Genomic DNA, 19,980 nt, shown 5'->3' with positions numbered 1-19,980 from the left:
ACCCCGGAGGAGTTCCGGAGACAGTCCCTTGCGGCGTAGTTCTTATTTATGCCGTCCAAGTTTTGGGGTGCAGTTCAAAGTGGCGGGGCCCTTCTCTATGCTTGACGTTACCGGACGATGGGAGTTGAGGACACGGTTATGAACCAAGCGATCTGGTTGTCTGCTCCTGCTTCTGACTTGGCCCGAGGCCTATCGCCGCAGATAGTGCAGCCTTATGTTCAGGGCTATTTCGTGTCGCGGACGGCGCGCTTGCGGTAGCTCTTAAGCGTTTCGGAGAGCTCGGCGTGAATCGAGAGGTACTCGGTCACTAGCAGCACGAGGAGGATGCACATAACGATGAGGTATCCGAGAACCGCGCCGGGAAGGCCCGTGAAGCCGATGAGCAGCGGCGGCACGAACAGCGAGAAGCCGAGCGTCAACAGGTAGACGCGCGTGACGGCCTTCTGGCGACGTAGCACCGTGATGATCTGGTAGAGGAAGTCGATCGCGGCGCAGACGCCTCCCGTTGCGATCATGACGTAGCACAGGCCACGGAACTGCTCGAAGTCAACGCCATACATGAAGCTCATGATGGGAATGCCGACGGTTGCCATGAAGACGCCGACGCCACCCGTGAGCGCGACGATCAGCAGGAGCACGGCGAGAACGATGATGTCAAAGCGGCCGCGGCGCTCGGGGTCAGCCCAAATCTCCGCAAGACGCATGAGTTGCGGCTTATAGACGAAGCCAATCACCATGATGATCATGTGCGCGGGCGAGAAGAGCGCGTTGAAGTAGAGCTGGTTGTCGTACGACAGCACGCCTTCCATGGCGAACTTAGGCATGTTGTCGATGAGGTTATAGAGGAACAGCGCCACGAACAACGGGAAGCACTGAACGAAGAGGTCCTTCACGCTCGCCAGGCGGAGTTTCTCGCTCTTGGGCGTTTCGAAGAACGTAAGCGGAAGCGTGAGCAGGACGAACGATGCGACGGCGGCGACGCCCATGGCGATGCCGGCGGCAGAGATGCTCCTCGTGATGAAGATCAGCATGCAGTAGGCGACGATGGCGGCGGCCGAGCGGACTGCTTGCGAGATGCCGGCGAGGTAGAGCTTGTCCATTTGCTGGAGACGGCCCTCGTAGACATCCGCGAGGCCATCGACGGCGCGATAGACGAACATGCCCATGCAGAGGCCGAACATCTCCGGATCATAGCCGCGGATCTGGCAGTAGAGCACGCCGACGAGCAACATCGCGGCGACGGTGACGACACGGCAGGCTTGGTAGTCCGCGAAGGAGTGGTTCTCTGAGATGTCAGATGCCTGGTAGGTGCGGACGCCGAAGTTGGCGATGAAGAGGAGTAGCGTACCCGTGACGAACGCCATCGAGAAGCGACCGCCCTGCTCGACGTTCAAGAGCTGCGTCGTAACGACGGAGAGGACGGGGAAGACCACGCCCCAGGCGCCAAGGCCCACGGAGTTCCAAATGTAGTCCTGCGTGGTGTTGTGGGCGGCATACTGCTCGGTCTGGCTCGAGAGGGAGCCGGAGTACACGGCACCGATGAGGCGGTTCCACCAACCGCCAACGATCATGCCGAGGCGGCTCGGCTTGCGAGGACGCTTGGGGCGCTGGGCGCGGTTGCCACGACCACCACGACCGCGCATCCTGCTGCGTCCGCGACCCGCCTCCTCGTTCATTGTCTCGTCATTGCCGGTGTCAGAGGAGAAACGGGCGCCCCTTGGGCGGACGGCAACCTCGCTACTATTGCGGAGCCTTCGTCCGCGCGTTGCGTTTTGCTCGGATCCTGACCTATTAGCTAGCGGATTGATCATATGTGTCCTTCGTCGCGTGAATCGGGGTTCATTCTACCCAAGCCCCGGAACGACGATCACGCCTTTGCCATGGCTTAACAATGCTGCTACGAGTGCTCGCGGGGCGTGTCACCATCGGCCGCGGTGTATCCCGTCGCTACTCCGCGGACTTAAGCGCTCCGACCATGTCGATGCGGTCGATCGAGGGCCTCGTGATGAGGCAGACGATGACGGCGAACACGAGCGATAGCGTGCAGGAGATGATGACGCCTGCGGGCGCGACCTCGACGGCAAAGTACATGGAAGGCATGTTGAGGACATAGGTGAGCGACTGCGATAGCGCAAGACCAAGCGGAACGCCGAGAACCGTGCCGATAAACGTGAGGATGAGCATCTCCTTGTTGATGTAGGTGCGCACCTCGCCACGGCGGAAGCCGAGGACCTTAATCGTTGCGAGCTCGCGCTCGCGCTCGGACACGTTGGTGGTCGAGAGCGTGAACAGCACGACAAAGGAAAGACCTGCGGCAAGCACGATGAGCAGGGCCGTCACGCAGCGGATGAGGATGAAGACGTCCGAGAAGTCGCGCACGCCCTGACGGACGTTGGTGACGTTAAGGTAGCGCGTGTCATTGGCGAGCTCGTTGCAGAGGTCGATCTTCTCGTCATCCGTGCCGAGGAGGTTAGCGATGAGGGCGTTGGCCTCGAGCTTCTCGCCAAAGAGCCCCTCGTAGGTGGACTGCGTCATGTAGACGGCGTTGCCGAGGTAGCTCATGACGATGCCGGACGCCTTCACGCTCGCCTGGTTGAGCTTGGTGTCCTTGAGCGTAACCTCGTCTCCGGCGCCAAAGCCGAGAACGCTGGCGGTGCTCTTGGTGAAGAGCACGCCGCCATCGCGCGTGGCGTCGTCGAGGGAGACGCCGGTGCCATCCTCGTCGCGCAGGTCGATAAAGCCGTCGAGGGAGAAGCCGTCGGGTACGACGATGAGCTGGGCGGTGTCCTGGCTGCCGTTGCGCTCGACGGTGACGTTGTCGGTGTAGACGCAGGTGTAGGTTGCGACTTCGGGCGCCCGAGTGAGCTCGCGCGCCGCGTCCTCGAGGTCATCCGCCTGGGTGACGGCAAGTAGGTCATAGGAGTAGATGCCGGCGCGGTCGTCGGCACCGTACTGGTTGGCGGAGAGACCCTCGACGGTGTCATTGATGGCGAAGCCAGCAATCATGAGCGCACAGCAACCGGCGACGCCAAATACCGTCATCGCGAGGCGTCCCTTGTAACGGAAGAGGTTGCGGGCCGTGACCTTGTTGAGGAAGCCGAGGTGGTTCCAGATTACGGGCATGCGCTCGAGCAGGATGCGCTTGCCCGCCTTGGGCGCGCGCGGGCGCATGAGCTGGGCGGGCTGTTCCGACAGCTCGCGGCTTACGGTGAGCGCTGTGGTGGCACCGATGCCGAGGACGAAGATGCCCATGGCGAGCGCGCAGAGCGCCGGCGAGAACGAGAGCTCGAAGGCGGGCAGCGTATACATGAGCGCGAAGAACTTGAAGAGGAACAGCGGCAGCGCGACGAAGCCGAGAATGGCGCCGACGATGCCGCCTGCGAGGGCGGCGCCTGCGGTATAGAGGACGTATTTGGCCATGATGCTGCCGCGGTGGTAGCCAAGCGCCTTATAGAGGCCGATGAGTCCGCGTTCCTCCTCGACCATGCGCATGGCCGTTGTGAGGGCGACGAGAATGGCGACCACAAGGAAGATGACCGGGAAGACGAAGCCCAGCGTCTCGATGCAACTTGCGTCCGTGTCGATGGAAGAGAAGCACGAGATGGAGCCTCGGTCCTGGACATACCAGGTGGCGCGTCCTATGTCTTCGACCTTGGCGCGGGCGTCGGCGATCTTCTGGAGGGCCTCGGCCTTCTGGCGCTCGAATTCGGCGCGGTTCTCCTCGAGCTCGGCGGCACCCTCGTCAACCTCGCTTTGGGCGTCGTCGAGCTTTGCCTGGGCGGCGGCAAGTTGGGCATCGAGCTCGGCACGGGAGGAGTTCAGCTCAGCCTGGCCCTGGTCAAGCCGCGCGCGGCTCTCGGCGATGCTGCGGTCGACCTCGGCCACGGCGGCGTCTTCCGCCTGCTGCCTTGCGGTGGCCATGCCGGCCTCGAGCTGGGCGATGGTGGGCTCGAGCGCTTCGGGCGTGAGGTTCTGGAGGGCGAGTGCTTCGGTGATGGCGGTGATGCCGTCATTCACGCTGCCAAGCTGGGCTTCGACCTGGGCGAGCTGTGCCTCAGCCTCCGTGAGCCGTGTGCCGAGCTCGGCGATCTTACCCTCGACCTCGGCGAGCTGGGCCTTGAGGTCATCCGCGGGAAGGCCCAATTTCTCGAGCCGGGCGATCCTCTGCTCGAGCGTATCCCTTGCGGTCTCGAGTTCGCCCTTGCCTTGCTTGAGCTGGTCTATGGCGGTTTCAAGCTGGCCCCGTGTTTCCTCGAGCTGCGCCTTGGCGTCGATGAGCGCGTCGTAGTTCTGCTTGGTCTGGACGAGGGCGTCGCGCGTGGAGACGAGCTGCTTGTACTGGTCGCTCTCTTCAAGGGCGCAAATTGCGGTGGCCTTTGCCTGCTCGACGGCCTGATCGCGGGTCGCGGGGTCTTCGAGCTGGGCCCTGCCGGAGTCGATCTTTGCCTGGGCTTCGGCAAGTTGATCGAGCGCGGACGCCTTCTGCTCCGCGAGCTCGTTGCGGCCGGACTCGATCTGGGCAATGGCGTCGTCGATGGTCTTCTGAGCCTCGGCGAGCTTGTCCTCGGCATCGGCGAACTTGTCGTTGGCGGTCTGCTCGGCATCGTCGATGCGGGCGTTGGCGTCGCCGCGAATCTCCGCGTCGCGCGCGGCCTCGCGCTCCGCCTTGATGCCCTCGGCTTCGCTCGTCACGCGGCCCGCGACGTCCTTGTACTTTTGGGAGAAGCAAGAGAGTTCGGTGGCGTCGGTGGCACGCAGGTAGATGACGGAGTAGGCCTCTGCGGTGGCGGCACTTGCGGGTACGAAGAAGCTGTACTTCGGGCCGGAGGAGCGGAATGACGAGGAGCCGTTCTTGGCGGAGACGTTGGTGGGGTCGATGACGCGGCCGGTGATGGTGTAGGTGTGGCGGGCGAAGAGCTCGCTGTCCTGCGCGTCTTCGCTATCGAGATCGAGGTCGTCGGGGTCCTCGTCATCATCGGCGTCTGCCTGTGGCTGCGCCGTGTCGCCGACGGCCCAAGTCGTATCATCCGCGCTGACGCCAAAGGTGAGTGTGTCTCCCACTTGCTTGCCAGTGGCGTCGAGGTAGTCCCGCGTGACGGCGACTTCGTTCGCGTTCTCGGGGAGGTGGCCCTCCTCGAGGTGGGGCTGGTTCATGCCGCCTGTCTTAAATGCGTTCACCGAGACTGAGGTGTGGGCGCCGTCGATCGTGGTGTAGGCAGTTTCGGTCCAGCTACCCTCGGCCTCCTCGACGCTATCGAGCGCCGCGAGGGCATTGACGTCGTCCTCCGTGAGGCCAAGCGTGGACTGCACGCTCACGTCATAGAGCCGCTGCTGGTCAAAGAACTTGTCTGCGGAGAGGCGAAGGTCCCTGCACGCGATCGTGAGGCCGACGAGCATCGTGACGCCGAGCACGCAGATCGCGGCAAGCGAGACGAAGCGCTTGGCGCTATTGCGGATGGTGCGCAGGGTGTCTGTGGCGAGGGCAGAGCGCATGGGCCTCTCTTTCCGTGCTTGCGAGTTGGCGTTACGAGTTGCGTGCGGGGTGTTTGCCTTGCGAGGGGCGTGGCCCGGCTACCACTCGATCTGGCTGATCGGCGTGGGGGAGGGGTTGACGCTCATCTCTATAACCTTGCCGCTCTTGAACCTAATGAGGCGGTCTGCCATGGGGGCGAGGGCGGCGTTGTGCGTGATGAGGACGACGGTGATGCCGTCCTTGCGGCAGGTGTCCTGGAGCAACTGGAGAATCTGCTTGCCGGTCACGTAGTCGAGTGCGCCCGTGGGCTCATCGCAGAGGAGAAGCTTCGGGTTCTTGGCGACGGCGCGCGCGATGGAGACGCGCTGCTGCTCGCCGCCGGAGAGCTGGGCGGGGAAGTTTGAGAGCCTGTTGGCGAGGCCGACCTTCTCCAGGGTCTCGCGCGCGTCGAGAGAATCCGGGCAAATCTGGGCTGCGAGCTCGACGTTCTCGAGGGCGGTGAGGTTGGGCACGAGGTTGTAGAACTGGAATACGAAGCCCACGTCCGCGCGGCGATACTCGACGAGGTCATTCTCGCTCGCGCGGGTGATGTCGCGGCCATCTACCACGACGCGGCCCGAGGTGGCGGTGTCCATGCCGCCCAGGATGTTGAGGGCGGTGGTCTTGCCAGCGCCCGAAGCGCCGAGAATCACGGCGAGCTCGCCCTTCTCGACGGCGAAGCTCGCCTCGTCAAGGGCGTGAATCTCGGTCGCGCCAGACCCGTATGCCTTCACTACGTGGTCGAACTCGATGTATGCCATGAGCATCCCCTTGGCTGTGCGGCGGGCCTTCCCGCGGTCGTGGGTGAGGAGGGCGCAAAACTGCATAGCGCCAGCGTCTCTACAGTATATCGCCCTGACGGAATACCTGGGGAGAGCTTGCCGCGGAACGCCGGGCCGGCTCGGCCGACGCCTTGTTCGCGTGGGGTATTCCTGCTTACGTGGCCATTGCTGCTTGCGCGAGGTAGTTGCGATGCCTATAGTTAACAGTAGTAAACTTATGTGCTCCGGTATGGTGGTGCCGTGCGTGGAGATGAGACTCGGAACGGCGCGGTACTGCGCCTCGTGCTGTCGGACGAGTTGGCCTCGCATAGCCTGCTCGGCTGACGCTCGGCTTGGTCTTGCCTGACGACGACATCGAAAACCCCAGCTACGAGAGGGGATGCGAAATGAGTCCCGTTGATCTGATCATCATCCTTGTGGTGCTTGCCGTCTTCGCCCTGTGCGTTCGCTCCATGATTCGCGGGGCCAAGAGCGGTGAGTGCGCGGACTGCGCCTCGGGCGGCTCGTGCAATGCGGGCAAGACCGGCCATTGCAAGGAGAGTGCCAAGCTCATGGCGAGTGCCGCCGCCGCAGCGGAGCGCTACAAGGCGGAGAAGGGCGCCTAGCTGTGGCGTAGGTGGGCCCGTGCCTCGGGCGAGAACGCCTGCTCGTGGTACTGGCAAGCTCGCATCTCTGCCGAGCGGTCGCCTGATTGCAGCGTTGGCAGACTTACGCCCCGCGAGACGCCTTGACCAGGCAAAGTGCCCGGTCAAGGCGTCTCGCCGATATGATGCTACCGTTCGCCGATGGCAAAATTCGATTGTCGGGGAGGTTCGGTAAGGGTAACAGCTCCGTAACACGCCTGTGGGAAAGTTGTTGCGTACACTGGCACAACTAGGTTCAGCCTTGCCGGTCCTATTCTTGCTAATCCTGCGTCCGTCTGCGAGGTAGCTCGATGACTAACGAGCAGAACATCGATTTCGTACTGCGTTCCGTCGAGGAGCGCGACATTCGCTTCGTGCGTCTGTGGTTCACTGACGTGCTCGGCAACCTCAAGTCTTTCGCCATCTCCCCCGAGGACCTCGAGGAGGCCTTCGAGGAGGGCATTGGCTTCGATGGCTCTGCGGTGAAGGGCTTCTCCTCCCTCGAGGAGTCCGACATGCTGGCGTTCCCGGATGCGTCGACCTTCCAGGTCCTGCCGTGGCGCCCGTCCGAGAGCGGCGTCGCCCGCATCTTCTGCGACATCAAGACTCCCCAGCGCGAGCCTTTCCTGGGCGATCCGCGCGCCTGCCTGCTGCGTCAGTTCCGCGAGGCGGACAAGGCCGGCTACGTCATGAACGTCAGCCCTGAGATCCAGTTCTTCTACTTCAAGGAGGACACGACGGTCTCCAGCGGCTCTGCCGTTCCGGTCCCGCTCGACAACGCTGGCTATTTCGACCTCACGCCCGAGGACTCCGCCCGCGACCTCCGTCGCGACCTGACCCTCGCCCTCGAGCAAATGTCCGTGCCGGTCGAGTACTCCTATCATGCGCTGGCTCCGTCGCAGAATGGCGTGTCGCTTCGTTACTCCGAGGCCATCACCTGCGCCGACAACATCATGACGGCTCGTCTCGTCATCAAACAGACGGCGTTCTCGCATGGCCTGTTCGCCTCGTTCATGCCCAAGCCGCTCTCGGGCGTTCCCGGCTCGGCCATGTTCCTCTACCAGTCGCTGTTCGATCATGACGGCAACAACCTGTTCTGGGCGAAGGGGGAGGGCTCGATCCACCACCTCTCGAAGACGGCCCAGCACTACGCTGCGGGCATCCTGAAGTACGCTCCGGAGTTCGCGCTCATCACGAATCCCACCGTCAACTCCTACAAGCGTCTCGTCCCCAACGGCGAGGTTCCGTGCTATGCCACCTGGGGTTCGAAGAACCGCTCCGCGTTCGTGCGCGTTCCCACCTATAAGCCGGGTAAGGAGCTGAGCCGCCGCATCGAGCTCCGCGGTCCGGATCCCACCTGCAATCCCTACCTCATCATGGCCGTGACGCTTGCCGCCGGCATGAAGGGCATCGCCGACGAGCTGCCTCTGCCGCCCGAGTCGACCGTGTCGTTCGACCAGCTTGCCGAGTCCGGCGCCACGCGCCTTCCTCGCGACCTTGGCGAGGCCATCCATGAGTTCGAGAACTCCGAGTTCGTGCACGAGGCACTCGGTGACCACATCTTCAACTATCTCCTCGAGGAGAAGCGTCGCGAGTGGGCCGAGTACTCGCAGACCGTGACCGACTGGGAGCTTCGCCACTACTACGGAGGCTTCTAAGGGACAGGAGGGCCCGCGCGGCTTGCATGCGAGCTTGCGTGAGGCCACAGGCATTCGCATCCGTGTGCGAACTTGCGCCGAGATGAATTGACAGGAACGCCACTCATCGCGGGATGGGTGGCGTTCCGCTTTTGTTATAGGGCACTTCGAAAATATCCATTCGGGCGCATAAAATACACGGACAGTTTGTATCTTGTTGGAAATATGCAAGAAATAGAATATTTAGCGTTTGTAATGCATTGGAATGACTACAATGGGAAACCAATCGCGAGCATGTGACTAGTTGGTTGCATCTTTGCGGCGGGGCAAGGGCTCCAGGGAACGGCGCCTCCGGGCGCGGGTGGTTTTGCGCCCGTATCCATGCGTCAATAACCGCGCCGTTAGGCGCGAAGGAAGGGGATTTACATGAAGAAGAACATGAGCAGGCGTGAGTTCGTCGCCACCGCTGGTCTTTTTGCCGGCATGATGGGTCTTGTCGGTTGCGGTGGCTCGGGCAGCGCCGCCACCACTGCCGCCGCCTCCTCTGCTGCTGCCGACGCCGGCCTTGGCCTCGTCACCGATGGCAAGCTCACCGTTGGCACCTCGCCGGACTTCCCGCCGTTCGAGAACCTCGAGAATGACCAGTACGTTGGTCTCGACATCGACCTTGCCCAGGCACTCGCTGACAAGCTTGGCCTCGAGCTTGAGATGAAGACCCTGCAGTTTGACGCCATCGTCCCGGCTGTTGCCGCTGGTGGCCAGGTTGACCTCGGCATCTCTGGCATCACGATCGATCCGTCGCGCGAGGAGCAGGTCGACTTCTCCGATTCCTACTACATCGATGACCTCGCCGTCGTCGCCATGAAGGCCAACGCTGACATCACGGCGGATACTTTCGCCGATGCCCTCAACCAGGCTGGCGTTACCATTGCCGTCCAGTCCGGCACCACGGCTGAGTCCTATGCTCAGGAGAACTTCCCCAACGCCACCACCCAGCCCTACGGCAATGCCACGGATGCCTTTGCCGCGATGCAGGCTGGCCAGGCCAACGCCGTCATCACCAACAAGGCCGTCGGCGCTAAGATGGTTTCTGAGTCCTACACCGATGCCCAGGTCATCAAGGAGATCGCCACGGGCGAGGAGTATGGCGTCGCCGTCAGCAAGGACAACGGTGCTCTGCTCGACGCCGTCAACGATGCTCTCGCTGCCATCACCGATGACGGCACCCTTGACAGCATCGTGAACAAGTACTTCGGCTAACGAGATCGCTTTGCGGCGCCCCTCCGTCCGCCGTGGCGGAGGGGCGTTTGCCGTTTGCGGACAATCCACGGCTTTGCGCGCGTGCGTATGGCGGCGGGTTGCCCGCAAGCGACAGCTGGATGGAACGGATGAACATGTTCGACAACACTGACAAGAGGAACCTCGCCGGCGCGAAGCGCTCGCTTATCGTCGCGCTCGCGGCCATCGTGACTGTGTGCGCCTTCGCGTTCGCTGCCCCCGCGCCCGCCTACGCGCTCGAAACCGCGAAGTGCACGGCCAAGCCCAACGCGAGCGGTTCGAGCGACGTCCTTGGTGGTTCCGAGACGCGCATTACTTGGGAGGGCCAGGCGGATTCCTCCGAGCAGGTCAAGAGCATCACACTGACCCTGCCCGAGGGCACCTCATTTGGAACGGATGACGCTCGTGTGACGCTGCTCTCCGGTGCTGACCTCATGGACCGTGAGCGCCCTTCCGTCGAGGTCTCCGCCGATGGCCAGGCACTTACGTTCGATCTTGACGAGGCGGCGCCCGCCGGCTCCTACATCCGCCTCGAGGTCTACAAGGTGAAGTTCCCCACCGCCGGTGGAGAAGAGCAAGTCCAGGTCTCCTATGAGCTCGCCGATGGCTCCACCAAGGAGCTCTCTGACGTGCCTTCCATCACGGTCACGGGCGTCTCGATGTGGGATGGTGCCGCCACCTGGCTTAAGCAGCAGGACTGGGTGAAAAAGTGGAACGAGAATACGTTCCTGCGCCTCTTCCTCAACCCGCCCATCCTTGTCTCGAGCATCCCCTCGGTCTTCCAGGGCTTCCTCATGGCGCTCGCCATCGTGCTCGTGGCGTTTCCGCTTGCGATTCCCTTCGGCTTCATCCTGGCGCTGATGCGCATCTCCCACTCGCGCGTTCTGCGCGGGATCGCGGGCTTCTACGTGAACATCATTCGTGGCACGCCGGCGTTCCTGCAGATATACATCGCGTTCTTTGGCTTGCCTCTTGCTGGCGTCAAGGTCCCGAGCTATCCGCTTGGCGTCATCGTTCTGGCGATGAACTCCGCCGCCTACCTGTGCGAGATCTTCCGCGCTGGCATCCAGTCTATTAGCAAGGGCCAGAACGAGGCTGCGAGGTCCCTTGGCATGACTGCGACCCAGACGATGGTCTACGTCATCATCCCCCAGACCTTCCGCAACGTCCTCCCGACGATGACGAGCGAGTTTATCCTGCTCTACAAGGACACGTCGCTGCTCGCCGCGGTGGGCGTCATGGAGGTCGTCATGTACTCGAAGACGATCGTCGCTTCCACCGGCTCGATCACGCCCTATATCGTCGCTGCCCTCTTCTATCTCGTGGTGACGATCCCGCTCGCCCGCGTCGTGAGTATGCTTGAGTCGCGCATGCTCGGAACGGATGCCGGCAAGCGTCGCAAGAAGACCCTCAAGGAAGCCGGCGTTATCGACGGCGATCACATCGCGTAAAGGGACACCATGGCTGATATGACCCAGGCCGAGAAGGCCCAAGAGACCAAGACCGCCGAGAAGGACGAGGTAGTCGTCCAGATTCGCGACCTGCATAAGACCTATGACGGGGAAAACGTCATCCTGAAGGGCATCGACCTCGATGTCCATCGCGGCGAGGTCGTCGTGGTGCTGGGCCCCTCGGGCTCGGGCAAGTCCACGATGCTGCGCTGCATCAACCTGCTCGAGACCCCAACGAGCGGCACCATCACCGTCGAGGGAACCGAAATCACCGGCAAGAATGTGGACATCAACGAGGTACGCACTCACCTCGGCATGGTGTTCCAGCAGTTCAACCTCTTCCCGCATCTCTCGGTGAAGAAGAACGTCATGCTCGCCCAGCAGAAGGTGCTTAAGCGTACCGCTGAGGAGGCCGAGCGTATCGCCGTCGAGGAGCTCACGAAGGTGGGCCTCGCCGATCGCGTCGACTTCATGCCGAGCCAGCTGTCCGGTGGCCAGCAGCAGCGCGTGGCCATTGCCCGCGCGCTTGCTATGAACCCGCACGTAATGCTGTTCGATGAGGCGACGAGCGCCCTTGACCCGGAGCTCGTCCGCGATGTTCTCGGCGTCATGCGCGACCTCGCCCGCGAGGGCATGACGATGATTGTCGTCACTCACGAGATGGGCTTCGCGCGCGACGTCGCTGATCGCGTCGTCTTCATGGACGGCGGCGTCATCGTGGAGCAGGGAACGCCCGAGGAGGTCTTCGATCATCCCCAGCACGAGCGCACCAAGGCGTTTCTTGGCAATATCAAGGACGTATAGGACCGCAAAAGGCAGCGTTGCGAATCGATTACACGGGGTGAGCGTCGGTGTAAACTATGCTCAACCAAAAGGTTTGGCTGGGACGGCCGTGTTAAGATTTTCGAATCGTAACGTGGCCTTAGCGGGCACCTTCTCAACCGTCGAGGATTAGGGGCACCCGGCATGCATCACAAGAAGGTTCTTCTCATATCGCGTACCACGCGTCTGCATGATCGCATGCGCGAGCTCTCTCACGAGCTCGACATCTCCATTCTGCTGGCTACGCCGGACACCTTCGACCAGGCCATTGCCAGTGGTAACGACTTTGGTCTCGTGACGCTCGACCTCGCGGGCGTGACGGGCGATTTCGTTGCTCGCGTCTCTGCCTGGTCTGCCGAGAACGGCTGCGTGCCGGAGCTTCTCGTTGTGGACGAGGAGAAGCTCAACAGCCTGAGCATGCCCGTTCAGGGTCGCAATGACTTCATTCTCGCCAGTGCCGGTCAGGCCGAGTTCGAGGTGCGCATGACGCAGCTTCTGTGGCCCGGCGAGGAGAATGCCCCGAGCGATATCGTGGTCATCGACAACATGACCATCAACCTTGCCACGTACCAGATCTACATCGACGATAAGCCCGTCGACCTCACCCTCATGGAGTACTCGCTGCTGAGTTTCCTTGCCACGCATCCTTCGCGTGCCTACTCGCGCGAGACGTTGCTGCACCGCGTCTGGGGCTTCGAGTACTGTGGCGGCACGCGCACGGTCGACGTGCACATCCGTCGAGTGCGTTCAAAGGTGGGCCCGCAGGTGGCAAACCACATCGTCACCGTGCGCGGCGTGGGCTATCTGTTTAAGGTGTAGGCCTGTATTGGGTTACGTCTGGACGCGTCCTTTTGGGCGCGTCTTTTTTTGTGGACGGGCGCTGTACCGCGTGGGCGAGGCCGCGGATGCCAGGCCGCGCGTGGGCGAGGCCGCGGATGCCAGGCCGCGCGTGGGGAGGCGCGTGCCGGCTTCATCTTCCTGGCTGAATTGTTTTCAGGCTCCTGCAAGCGTTGTTTCGCGACTGTGATTCATGGACGTTGAAGCTGGGCAGTGTGGTGCGGTAGGGTACAACAGTCACAAGCGAAATTCGCGAGCGATCGCATATATCGAACGGGGAGCGATCATGCCAACTGACAACCAAGGTCCGGTCTATCCGGGCGCTCAGCCGACGCAGCAGGTTTCGCCTGTACCGCCGGCCCAGACGTACTACCAGCAGTCCTCCGCGCAGCAGGCGGCGGGCCAGCAGGCGGCGGGCCAGGTGCCGCCCGCTCAGACGACGCAGGCATATGCGCAGCCTGCCTCGAGCCAGGCGTACGCGCAGCAGGCGGCGGGCCAGGTGCCGCCCGCGCAGGTGCCGCCCATCCCGGGTGCGGGGGCTGGCGCTGGCGCACCTAAGCCCAAGAAGCCGCGCGTCGGCCTCAAGGCTCTCGTGTTCGGTTTGATTGGCGGTGTCCTGGGTGCTGCGGGCGTCGTGGCGGCGCTAAACTTCGGTGGCTTCTTCGACAGGCCCGCCACCGTCACAACCGTGACGAACGCCGGTCAGTCCATCACGATCGATCCCTCCTCCGAGGACACCTCGCTTGCGACCGCCGTCGCGGCGAAGTGCCTGCCTTCCGTTGTCTCCATCAACGTGGAGACGAACGATGCCGAGGGCGTTGGCTCTGGCGTCGTCCTCGATACGGATGGCAATATCCTCACCAACTATCATGTCATCGAGGGGGCGCAGACCATCTCGGTCTCTGTTGGCGGCGAGTCGTATGACGCTACGGTCGTTGGCTCCGACGAGTCGAGTGACCTCGCCGTCATCAAGATCAATCCCAACGGCGCGACGCTCACGCCCGTCGAGGTGGGAGACTCGAGCTCGCTCCAGGTTGGCGATTGGGTCATGAGCCTGGGCAGCCCCTTCGGCCTTGAACAGTCCGTCTCCACGGGTATCGTGAGCTCGCTGTATCGTTCCACGATGATGCAGAACACCTCGGGCAACACGATTTACACCAACCTCATCCAGACTGATGCAACGATCAACCCTGGCAACTCAGGCGGTGCGCTCGTGGATGACGAGGGCAAGCTCGTTGGCATCAACTCGCTCATCGAGAGCTATTCGGGCTCGAGCTCGGGCGTAGGCTTCGCCATTCCGGGCAATTATGCGGTCGAGGTGGCGCAGAAGATCATCAGCGGAGAGACGGTCACGCATGCCTATCTCGGCGGCTCCTTCCAGACCGTGACGCCGCAGAACGCGCGCGAGAACAATCTCTCCGTCAATCAGGGCGCTTATGTCGCCGAGGTCACGAGCGGAAGCCCGGCCGAGCAGGCGGGTATTCGCAAGGGCGACATCATCACCAGCCTCGACGGGGAGGAAATTACGAGCTCAGACGGCCTGGTGCTCGCCGTGCGCTCGCATAGTGTGGGCGACAAGGTAGCCGTGACCCTCATGCGCGGCAGCAAGCAGATGTCCGTTGACGTGACGCTTGGATCGGACGAGTCCATGCAGAACAGCGAGCAGGATGAGTCCTCGCAGGGCTCTCTTCTCGAGCAATATCTCAACCAGTATGGTTATGGCAACGGGAACGGCAACTCGGGTTCCCGTGGTAACGGGTTCAGCCAGCGATAAGGCGGGCGTGCGGGCGGCCTGATGCCCAGGGCGATTTGGCTCGCGGGCGGTCCGATGCCCTGAGCGACTGGATGGCTCGCGGGCGGCCTGATGCCTGGGACGATTTGGCTTGATGCAAGGCGCCGGTCTCGCGCGAATTCGCGTGGGGCCGGCGCCTTTGTGCGACGCGACGGGTATGGGTGCGCTGGCGTTTGCTATGGGGTGCTGGCGTTTGCTTGAATGACCGCATCAGCCTCGCGGCGTGTCCGGGACCTGCGGTACCATTCTGAGCAATCGACAGTGACCGATGGGAGTCTCGATGGCGCAGGGCAAGTCAAATAACACGCAGGCAGATGGGCAGATTTCTCTCTTTGGTGATATGCCAGAGGTAGAAGAGGCCGCATCCGAGGCGTCCGCATCCGATGCCGCGAAGTCTCCGCGTGCCCGTGCGGCGGAGCTCAATCGCCTCCTCAATACCTATGCCTATCGTTATTACGCGCTCGATGACCCCGCCGTCACGGATGCCGAGTTTGATCGTCTCGTCCGCGAGCTCAAAGCTATTGAGGATCTACATCCCGAGCTTGTTGGTCCGGACTCCTACACCCAGCGCGTGGGCGGCTACGTCTCCGAGCAGTTCGAGCCGGTGCGCCACGCGCGCCGCATGTACTCGATCGATGACGCGATGAACCTCGAGGAACTTGACGAGTGGCTTGCCCGTACGGACGAGGCCCTGGGCTCCACGCCGGAGCACCCCGTTGCCTATACCTGCGAGCTCAAGATCGACGGCTTGGGCGTTGCCCTCACATATCGTGACGCGCAGTTCGTGCGCGCGGCGACGCGAGGCGACGGCACCACTGGTGAGAACGTCACCGCCAACGTGCTGACGATCGCCGACATCCCGCATGCACTCGCCGCGAACGGCCTCGCTAAGGTCGCCGACGGCGGCCTCGGCCAGTCGATTGAGGTACGCGGCGAGGTCTACATGCCCAAGCACAGCTTCGTTCGCCTGAACGAGGACGCGGACGCCGCGGGTCGTGAGCCCTTCGCCAACCCGCGCAACGCCGCCGCCGGCAGCCTCCGCCAGAAGGATCCGAAGGTCACGGCCCATCGTGACCTCGAGACCTTCATCTACGCCGTGGCCGATGAGGCCCCGCTTTCCGTGAACACACAGTGGGAGTTCCTCCAGTGGCTCCGTGCCTGCGGTTTCTCGGTCAATCCCAACGCCCGCCGTTGCACGAGCGCCCATGAGGTGCACGAGTTTTGCGCCGATGCGCTGGCACATCGCGAGGACCTTGACTATGACATCGACGGCGTGGTGGTCAAGGTCGACTCGTTCGCTAGCCAGGAGGCACTGGGCTTTACGGCGCGCGCTCCGCGTTGGGCGATTGCCTTCAAGTTCCCGCCGGAGGAGAAGCGCACGGTGCTCCGTGAGATCCGCATCCAGGTAGGGCGCACGGGCGTGTTGACGCCGGTCGCCGAGTTCGATCCCGTTTTCGTGGCTGGCTCTACCATCGCCCGCGCTACGCTTCACAACATCGACGAAATCCGTCGTAAGAACGTGCGTGTGGGCGACACGATTGTGGTTCACAAGGCCGGCGACGTCATCCCCGAGGTCGTGGGCCCGGTGCTCGAGCTGCGCCCGGAGGACGCGCCCGAGTTCCACATGCCTACGACGTGTCCCAGCTGTGGAAGTCCCGTCATTCGCGAGGAAGGCGAGGTTGCCTATCGCTGCGTCTCCATCGACTGCCCCGCACAGGCTCACGAGCGTCTTTGCCACTGGGTGGGTCGCAAGGCGATGGACATAGACGGCTTGGGCGACGAGCTGATCGGCAAGCTTGTGGCTGCCGGTATGGTCTCGGACGTGGCGGATTTCTATGATCGTCTGACTGAGACGGCGCTTGCCACGTGCCCGACGGGCCGCGTGAGCGTCGCGGGCGACGACATACTCGTGGGCAAGACCATTGCCGCCAAGGTGATGGCTCAGGTGGAGGAGTCGCGCGGACGGGGGCTTGCTCGCGTGCTGTTCGGCTTGGGTATTCGTCACGTGGGAGAGCAGGTCGCGCGCTCGCTCGCGAAGGAATTCGGCAGCCTCACGAGCCTGATGTCGGCCGACGAGGAGCGTATCGCCGCGGTCGAGGGCGTGGGGCCAAAGATTGCCCACAGCGTGCGCGAGTTCCTCTCCGTCGAGGAGAACGCCGCCGTGCTCGAGCGCCTGCGCGAGGCGGGCGTCGTGCTCGAGGAGGAGCAGACGGGGGAGGCTGCCCCGCAGACGCTTGCGGGTCACACGTTCGTGCTGACCGGCACGCTCGAGCGTCACACGCGCGACGAGGCAAAGGCTGCGCTCCAGGCGTTTGGCGCCAAAGTGTCCGGCTCGGTCTCGAAGAAGACGAGCTTCGTCGTGGCGGGTGCCGCCGCGGGTTCGAAGCTAACGAAGGCGGAGCAGCTCGGCGTGCCCGTGCTTGACGAGGAAGCGCTCGACCATATCCTCGAGACAGGCGAGGCGCCCACCGTCTAAAGTTGACAAAGGGACAGTCCCTTTGTCAACTATTCGTGGCCGCTGCAAAAGGAGCAAACGAAGTAAACGAAATCGCCCGGTCCCTTTGGGTCCGGGCGATTTGCTTTGCGCGTACTGCGCGGGATTGCTTGTTTGCCGGTTGCAGCTTTAGGCCAGGGCGCGGTCAGCCTCGAGCCAAGACGGCAGCTGCTCGCTCACCACGCGCGCGGCCGCGTAGGCGCGCGACAGGGAGGCAACGGCCGCTGCCTGGTAGGCGCCGCTCGGCATGAGCTCGAGGACCAGCGCGCAGTCGATGTTCGTGTCGTCAACGAGTGCGAGCGGCAGAAGCATGAGTTTGCGCCCGAGAGCTGCGTCGAAGGCGGGCGCAACGTGGCGATAGCTGCGACGGGCGCGACGAAGCGAGAGGTCGATGGCATCGTCGAGCGCACGGCACGCGCGGCGATAACGGCCGGGCTCGCCCTCAATGGCGCGAGAGAGGTCGCGTCTCGCGGCGGCTCGCTCGGCGGGGCCGGCGGCGGCAAGGCGGTCGAGAGGAGCCTGGGCGTCAGTGCCGGCGACGAGCGATGCGACGAAGCCGAGTGGCAGGCGCTCGATGTTCGCACCCAGGAGGGACTTGTAGTCTGGAATCACAAGGGCGCCATCGCGGAGGACAACGTCGTCAATCCCCTCGAGGTAGCATGCGCGCGGCGGCAGCGTGGGGAGGTGCGCGGTGAGGCGGCTGCCAAGCTCGCCGTCTCCTGCCGTGGCAAATCCGTCGAGGTGCCAGGGGATGTCGGTGCCGGTGGGGGAGAGAACGGCGTAGAGCTCCTCGTCCATCGGGGTGGCAAGGCCGGTGTCGAACGCTGCGAGCGTGCCGTCCGGCGAAGTCACGACGCCGCCGTTCGCGCGAAGGCGCGCGAGCGTCGAGGCGAGGTAGTCGCGCAGGATGCCGTAACGGCTCTCCTTGCCGACGCCCTCGCCAGGGTAGTTCCAGCGCTCGGGCGCGGCGGCACGGGCGAGGGTGCCAAGCATCGCGTCCCAGGAGCCGATTTCCATGAACTGGGCGAGGTCACGCGCGGGGTCTGCTTTGGGGGCGCCCGCTGAGGAGGCGGGAGCGAGCTGAGCCCAGCATCCGCCTTCGGCCTGGGGCAGGCCTTCGATGCCGACGGCCATGTGGACGTTGCCGGATCCGTCGTCTCCATCGACGAGCGTGAGGTGCCAGCGGCGCGCATCACCCGGCCGCGAGGTGCGGCGAATGGTGACGGTTACGGGAGCGGTGCCGTCTTCCTGCAGGTACCTGAGGGGGAAAGTCACGAGGTTTCGAGAGCCCGTCGCCGTGCCGGTCGCACGGGCGACGCGCCAGTCCTCATCGAGGACACACGTGAGGTCTTCGTCGATGGGAAGCATGCGCGTGAGCATACCCACGAAGGACGGCTTGATGGAGACTTCCTCAGAGAAGGTGTGGGGTAGGCCATCGGGGATGTGGGGCGCAGGCGTGGGGGCCACGGGTGCGGGTGTGGGAGCTGTGGGCAACGCGGGTGCGGGCACCTCGGGTGTGGGCGCGGGAGCTGCGGACACTGCGGGCGCAGCTTCATCCGTGTGAGTCGTTTCGAGTGCTGCGTTGGCGACGACGGCTTCCTCCCGAGAGGACTCGAACTCGGCCGCCTGTGCCGCAATCTGCTCAAGGATGGAGGGAATGGCCGGTGCGTCGGACGCGGTGGCATCTGCCTGCGGGGTATTTGCTTCTGTGACGTCGGGGGATACGACGGCCTCTGCCGATGTCTTCTTGATGGTCTCCCGCGGCGCTTCGGCTACGGTAGCCTTCGGTGCGGCGGGGTCATTTTCCTCGACGAGCGCCATGCTCTGCGTCTGCTCGGCTGCGACGGCCGCGACTGTCTCCTCCACCTCTTCGGCCGAAGGCGTCTCGATGGGCTCTTCCGTATTTTTGAGCTCGCGCATCTTGGGACGCACGGGCTTGAGCGCGCCCTTCTTGCGCTTCCACGGCTTTCCCTTGCCGCCGTTCTTTTTGGGCTCGTCGCCCGCGGCGAGCGCGGCGTCGAACGTCTCGTTACGCGTTACGGTTAGGTAGAAGCGACCGCCCTTGAACGCGGTGAGCTCGCAGACCCCGTCGAGTGCGGCGAAGAGGTCTTGTGCGGTGGCGTGACCGAGGCCCTCAGGCGTGATGCCCTCCGCCTCGAGCGCCTCGACGGCACAGGGGAGGAACGTCTGGCGGCCGACGCCCAGCGCGTTGCCGAGAAGACGATAGAGATAGAGCTTGTTTGCGTCCGTGAGCTGCACGGGCAGGTCGACGATCTGCTTCTTTGCCATGAGATGCCCCTTATTCTTGCGTCCGCATAATTGCTCGCCGCGTTATGTCCCAAGGTACTAGGCTATCACGGCTTGCCTGCTGAGCCTCTGTCGCTTGCGGCATGTAACTCTGTTCCGGGGATCGGCTCGTGCCTTCGCGCGCGGTGTCATTAATTGCCCTTAAACATGGCGTTTAATCATCGATTTGCGCCTGGCTTCCTTCGAATTCGCACGGCGAGATTTAAAAAGTTGCTAAGTAGGGGGCTAATTCGGTTTTGCTCGAGTAGCCCCTAAAAACGCAACCTGGCTACCTGCGATTTTGCTACGCCGTCAAAGCGGTCTACTCGGACGATCACGGATTAGCCCCCTACTTAGCGTTGTTTTTGTACGGTCCCTGCTAGCTGTTCTGTGCCAATAGGTTGTTTACACCCGGGTGGTGACAAATAGGGAGGCCTCCCGCATGCTGTGGGTTGTCTAGGCGCAC

The 19,980-nt window shown here is 63.2% G+C and carries 12 protein-coding genes; 8 read left to right on the top strand and 4 right to left on the bottom strand.

Annotated features, from left to right (window positions below):
* Positions 1-224: 224 nt before the first annotated feature.
* From ABCN07_RS07650 to ABCN07_RS07640, 3 genes are all read right to left on the bottom strand, one after another.
* A complete protein-coding gene (locus ABCN07_RS07650; RefSeq protein WP_343006112.1) occupies positions 225-1,676 on the bottom strand; it encodes an oligosaccharide flippase family protein in 1,452 nt (483 codons plus the stop codon).
* Between the two features lie 271 nt (positions 1,677-1,947).
* Positions 1,948-5,493, bottom strand: a complete 3,546-nt coding sequence (locus ABCN07_RS07645) for an FtsX-like permease family protein (protein ID WP_343006111.1) — start codon at positions 5,491-5,493, stop codon at positions 1,948-1,950.
* Positions 5,494-5,571: 78 nt separating this feature from the next.
* The gene (locus ABCN07_RS07640) at positions 5,572-6,273 is read right to left on the bottom strand and encodes an ABC transporter ATP-binding protein (RefSeq protein WP_343006110.1); all 702 of its coding nucleotides are present in this window, start codon (positions 6,271-6,273) and stop codon (positions 5,572-5,574) included.
* A 407-nt stretch (positions 6,274-6,680) separates the two neighbouring features.
* Between ABCN07_RS07640 and ABCN07_RS07635 the strand changes: the two genes are divergently transcribed.
* The 8 genes from ABCN07_RS07635 to ligA all read left to right on the top strand — a co-directional run bounded on the left by ABCN07_RS07635 (position 6,681) and on the right by ligA (position 17,210).
* Positions 6,681-6,899 (top strand): FeoB-associated Cys-rich membrane protein, encoded by a 219-nt coding sequence (locus tag ABCN07_RS07635; RefSeq protein ID WP_343006109.1) that lies wholly within the window; start codon positions 6,681-6,683, stop codon positions 6,897-6,899.
* Positions 6,900-7,228: 329 nt separating this feature from the next.
* Positions 7,229-8,575, top strand: a complete 1,347-nt coding sequence (locus ABCN07_RS07630; RefSeq protein ID WP_330027549.1) for a glutamine synthetase family protein — start codon at positions 7,229-7,231, stop codon at positions 8,573-8,575.
* 405 nt (positions 8,576-8,980) lie between these two features.
* Positions 8,981-9,814 carry an ABC transporter substrate-binding protein gene (locus tag ABCN07_RS07625; protein WP_343006108.1) on the top strand — a complete coding sequence of 278 codons (834 nt, stop codon included), beginning with the start codon at positions 8,981-8,983 and terminating at the stop codon, positions 9,812-9,814.
* Between the two features lie 134 nt (positions 9,815-9,948).
* Positions 9,949-11,283, top strand: a complete 1,335-nt coding sequence (locus ABCN07_RS07620; protein ID WP_343006107.1) for an amino acid ABC transporter permease — start codon at positions 9,949-9,951, stop codon at positions 11,281-11,283.
* A gap of 18 nt (positions 11,284-11,301) precedes the next feature.
* Positions 11,302-12,087 (top strand): amino acid ABC transporter ATP-binding protein, encoded by a 786-nt coding sequence (locus tag ABCN07_RS07615; RefSeq protein WP_343006114.1) that lies wholly within the window; start codon positions 11,302-11,304, stop codon positions 12,085-12,087.
* Positions 12,088-12,249: 162 nt separating this feature from the next.
* Positions 12,250-12,924 (top strand): winged-helix domain-containing protein, encoded by a 675-nt coding sequence (locus ABCN07_RS07610; protein ID WP_343006106.1) that lies wholly within the window; start codon positions 12,250-12,252, stop codon positions 12,922-12,924.
* 304 nt (positions 12,925-13,228) lie between these two features.
* Positions 13,229-14,716 (top strand): trypsin-like peptidase domain-containing protein, encoded by a 1,488-nt coding sequence (locus tag ABCN07_RS07605; protein ID WP_343006105.1) that lies wholly within the window; start codon positions 13,229-13,231, stop codon positions 14,714-14,716.
* 358 nt (positions 14,717-15,074) lie between these two features.
* A complete protein-coding gene (ligA, locus tag ABCN07_RS07600; protein WP_343006113.1) occupies positions 15,075-17,210 on the top strand; it encodes an NAD-dependent DNA ligase LigA in 2,136 nt (711 codons plus the stop codon).
* Between the two features lie 147 nt (positions 17,211-17,357).
* On the opposite strand, the gene ABCN07_RS07595 is transcribed toward ligA, so the two are convergent.
* Positions 17,358-19,517, bottom strand: a complete 2,160-nt coding sequence (locus ABCN07_RS07595; RefSeq protein WP_343006104.1) for a DUF3825 domain-containing protein — start codon at positions 19,515-19,517, stop codon at positions 17,358-17,360.
* Positions 19,518-19,980 lie beyond the last annotated feature (463 nt).

The organism is Collinsella sp. 1033st1_E11_1033SCRN_220408 (assembly GCF_039062465.1).
Taxonomy (GTDB): domain Bacteria; phylum Actinomycetota; class Coriobacteriia; order Coriobacteriales; family Atopobiaceae; genus Parolsenella.
The sequence above is the reverse complement of the archived record's forward strand: the minus strand, read 5'-3'. Positions and strand labels throughout refer to the sequence as shown.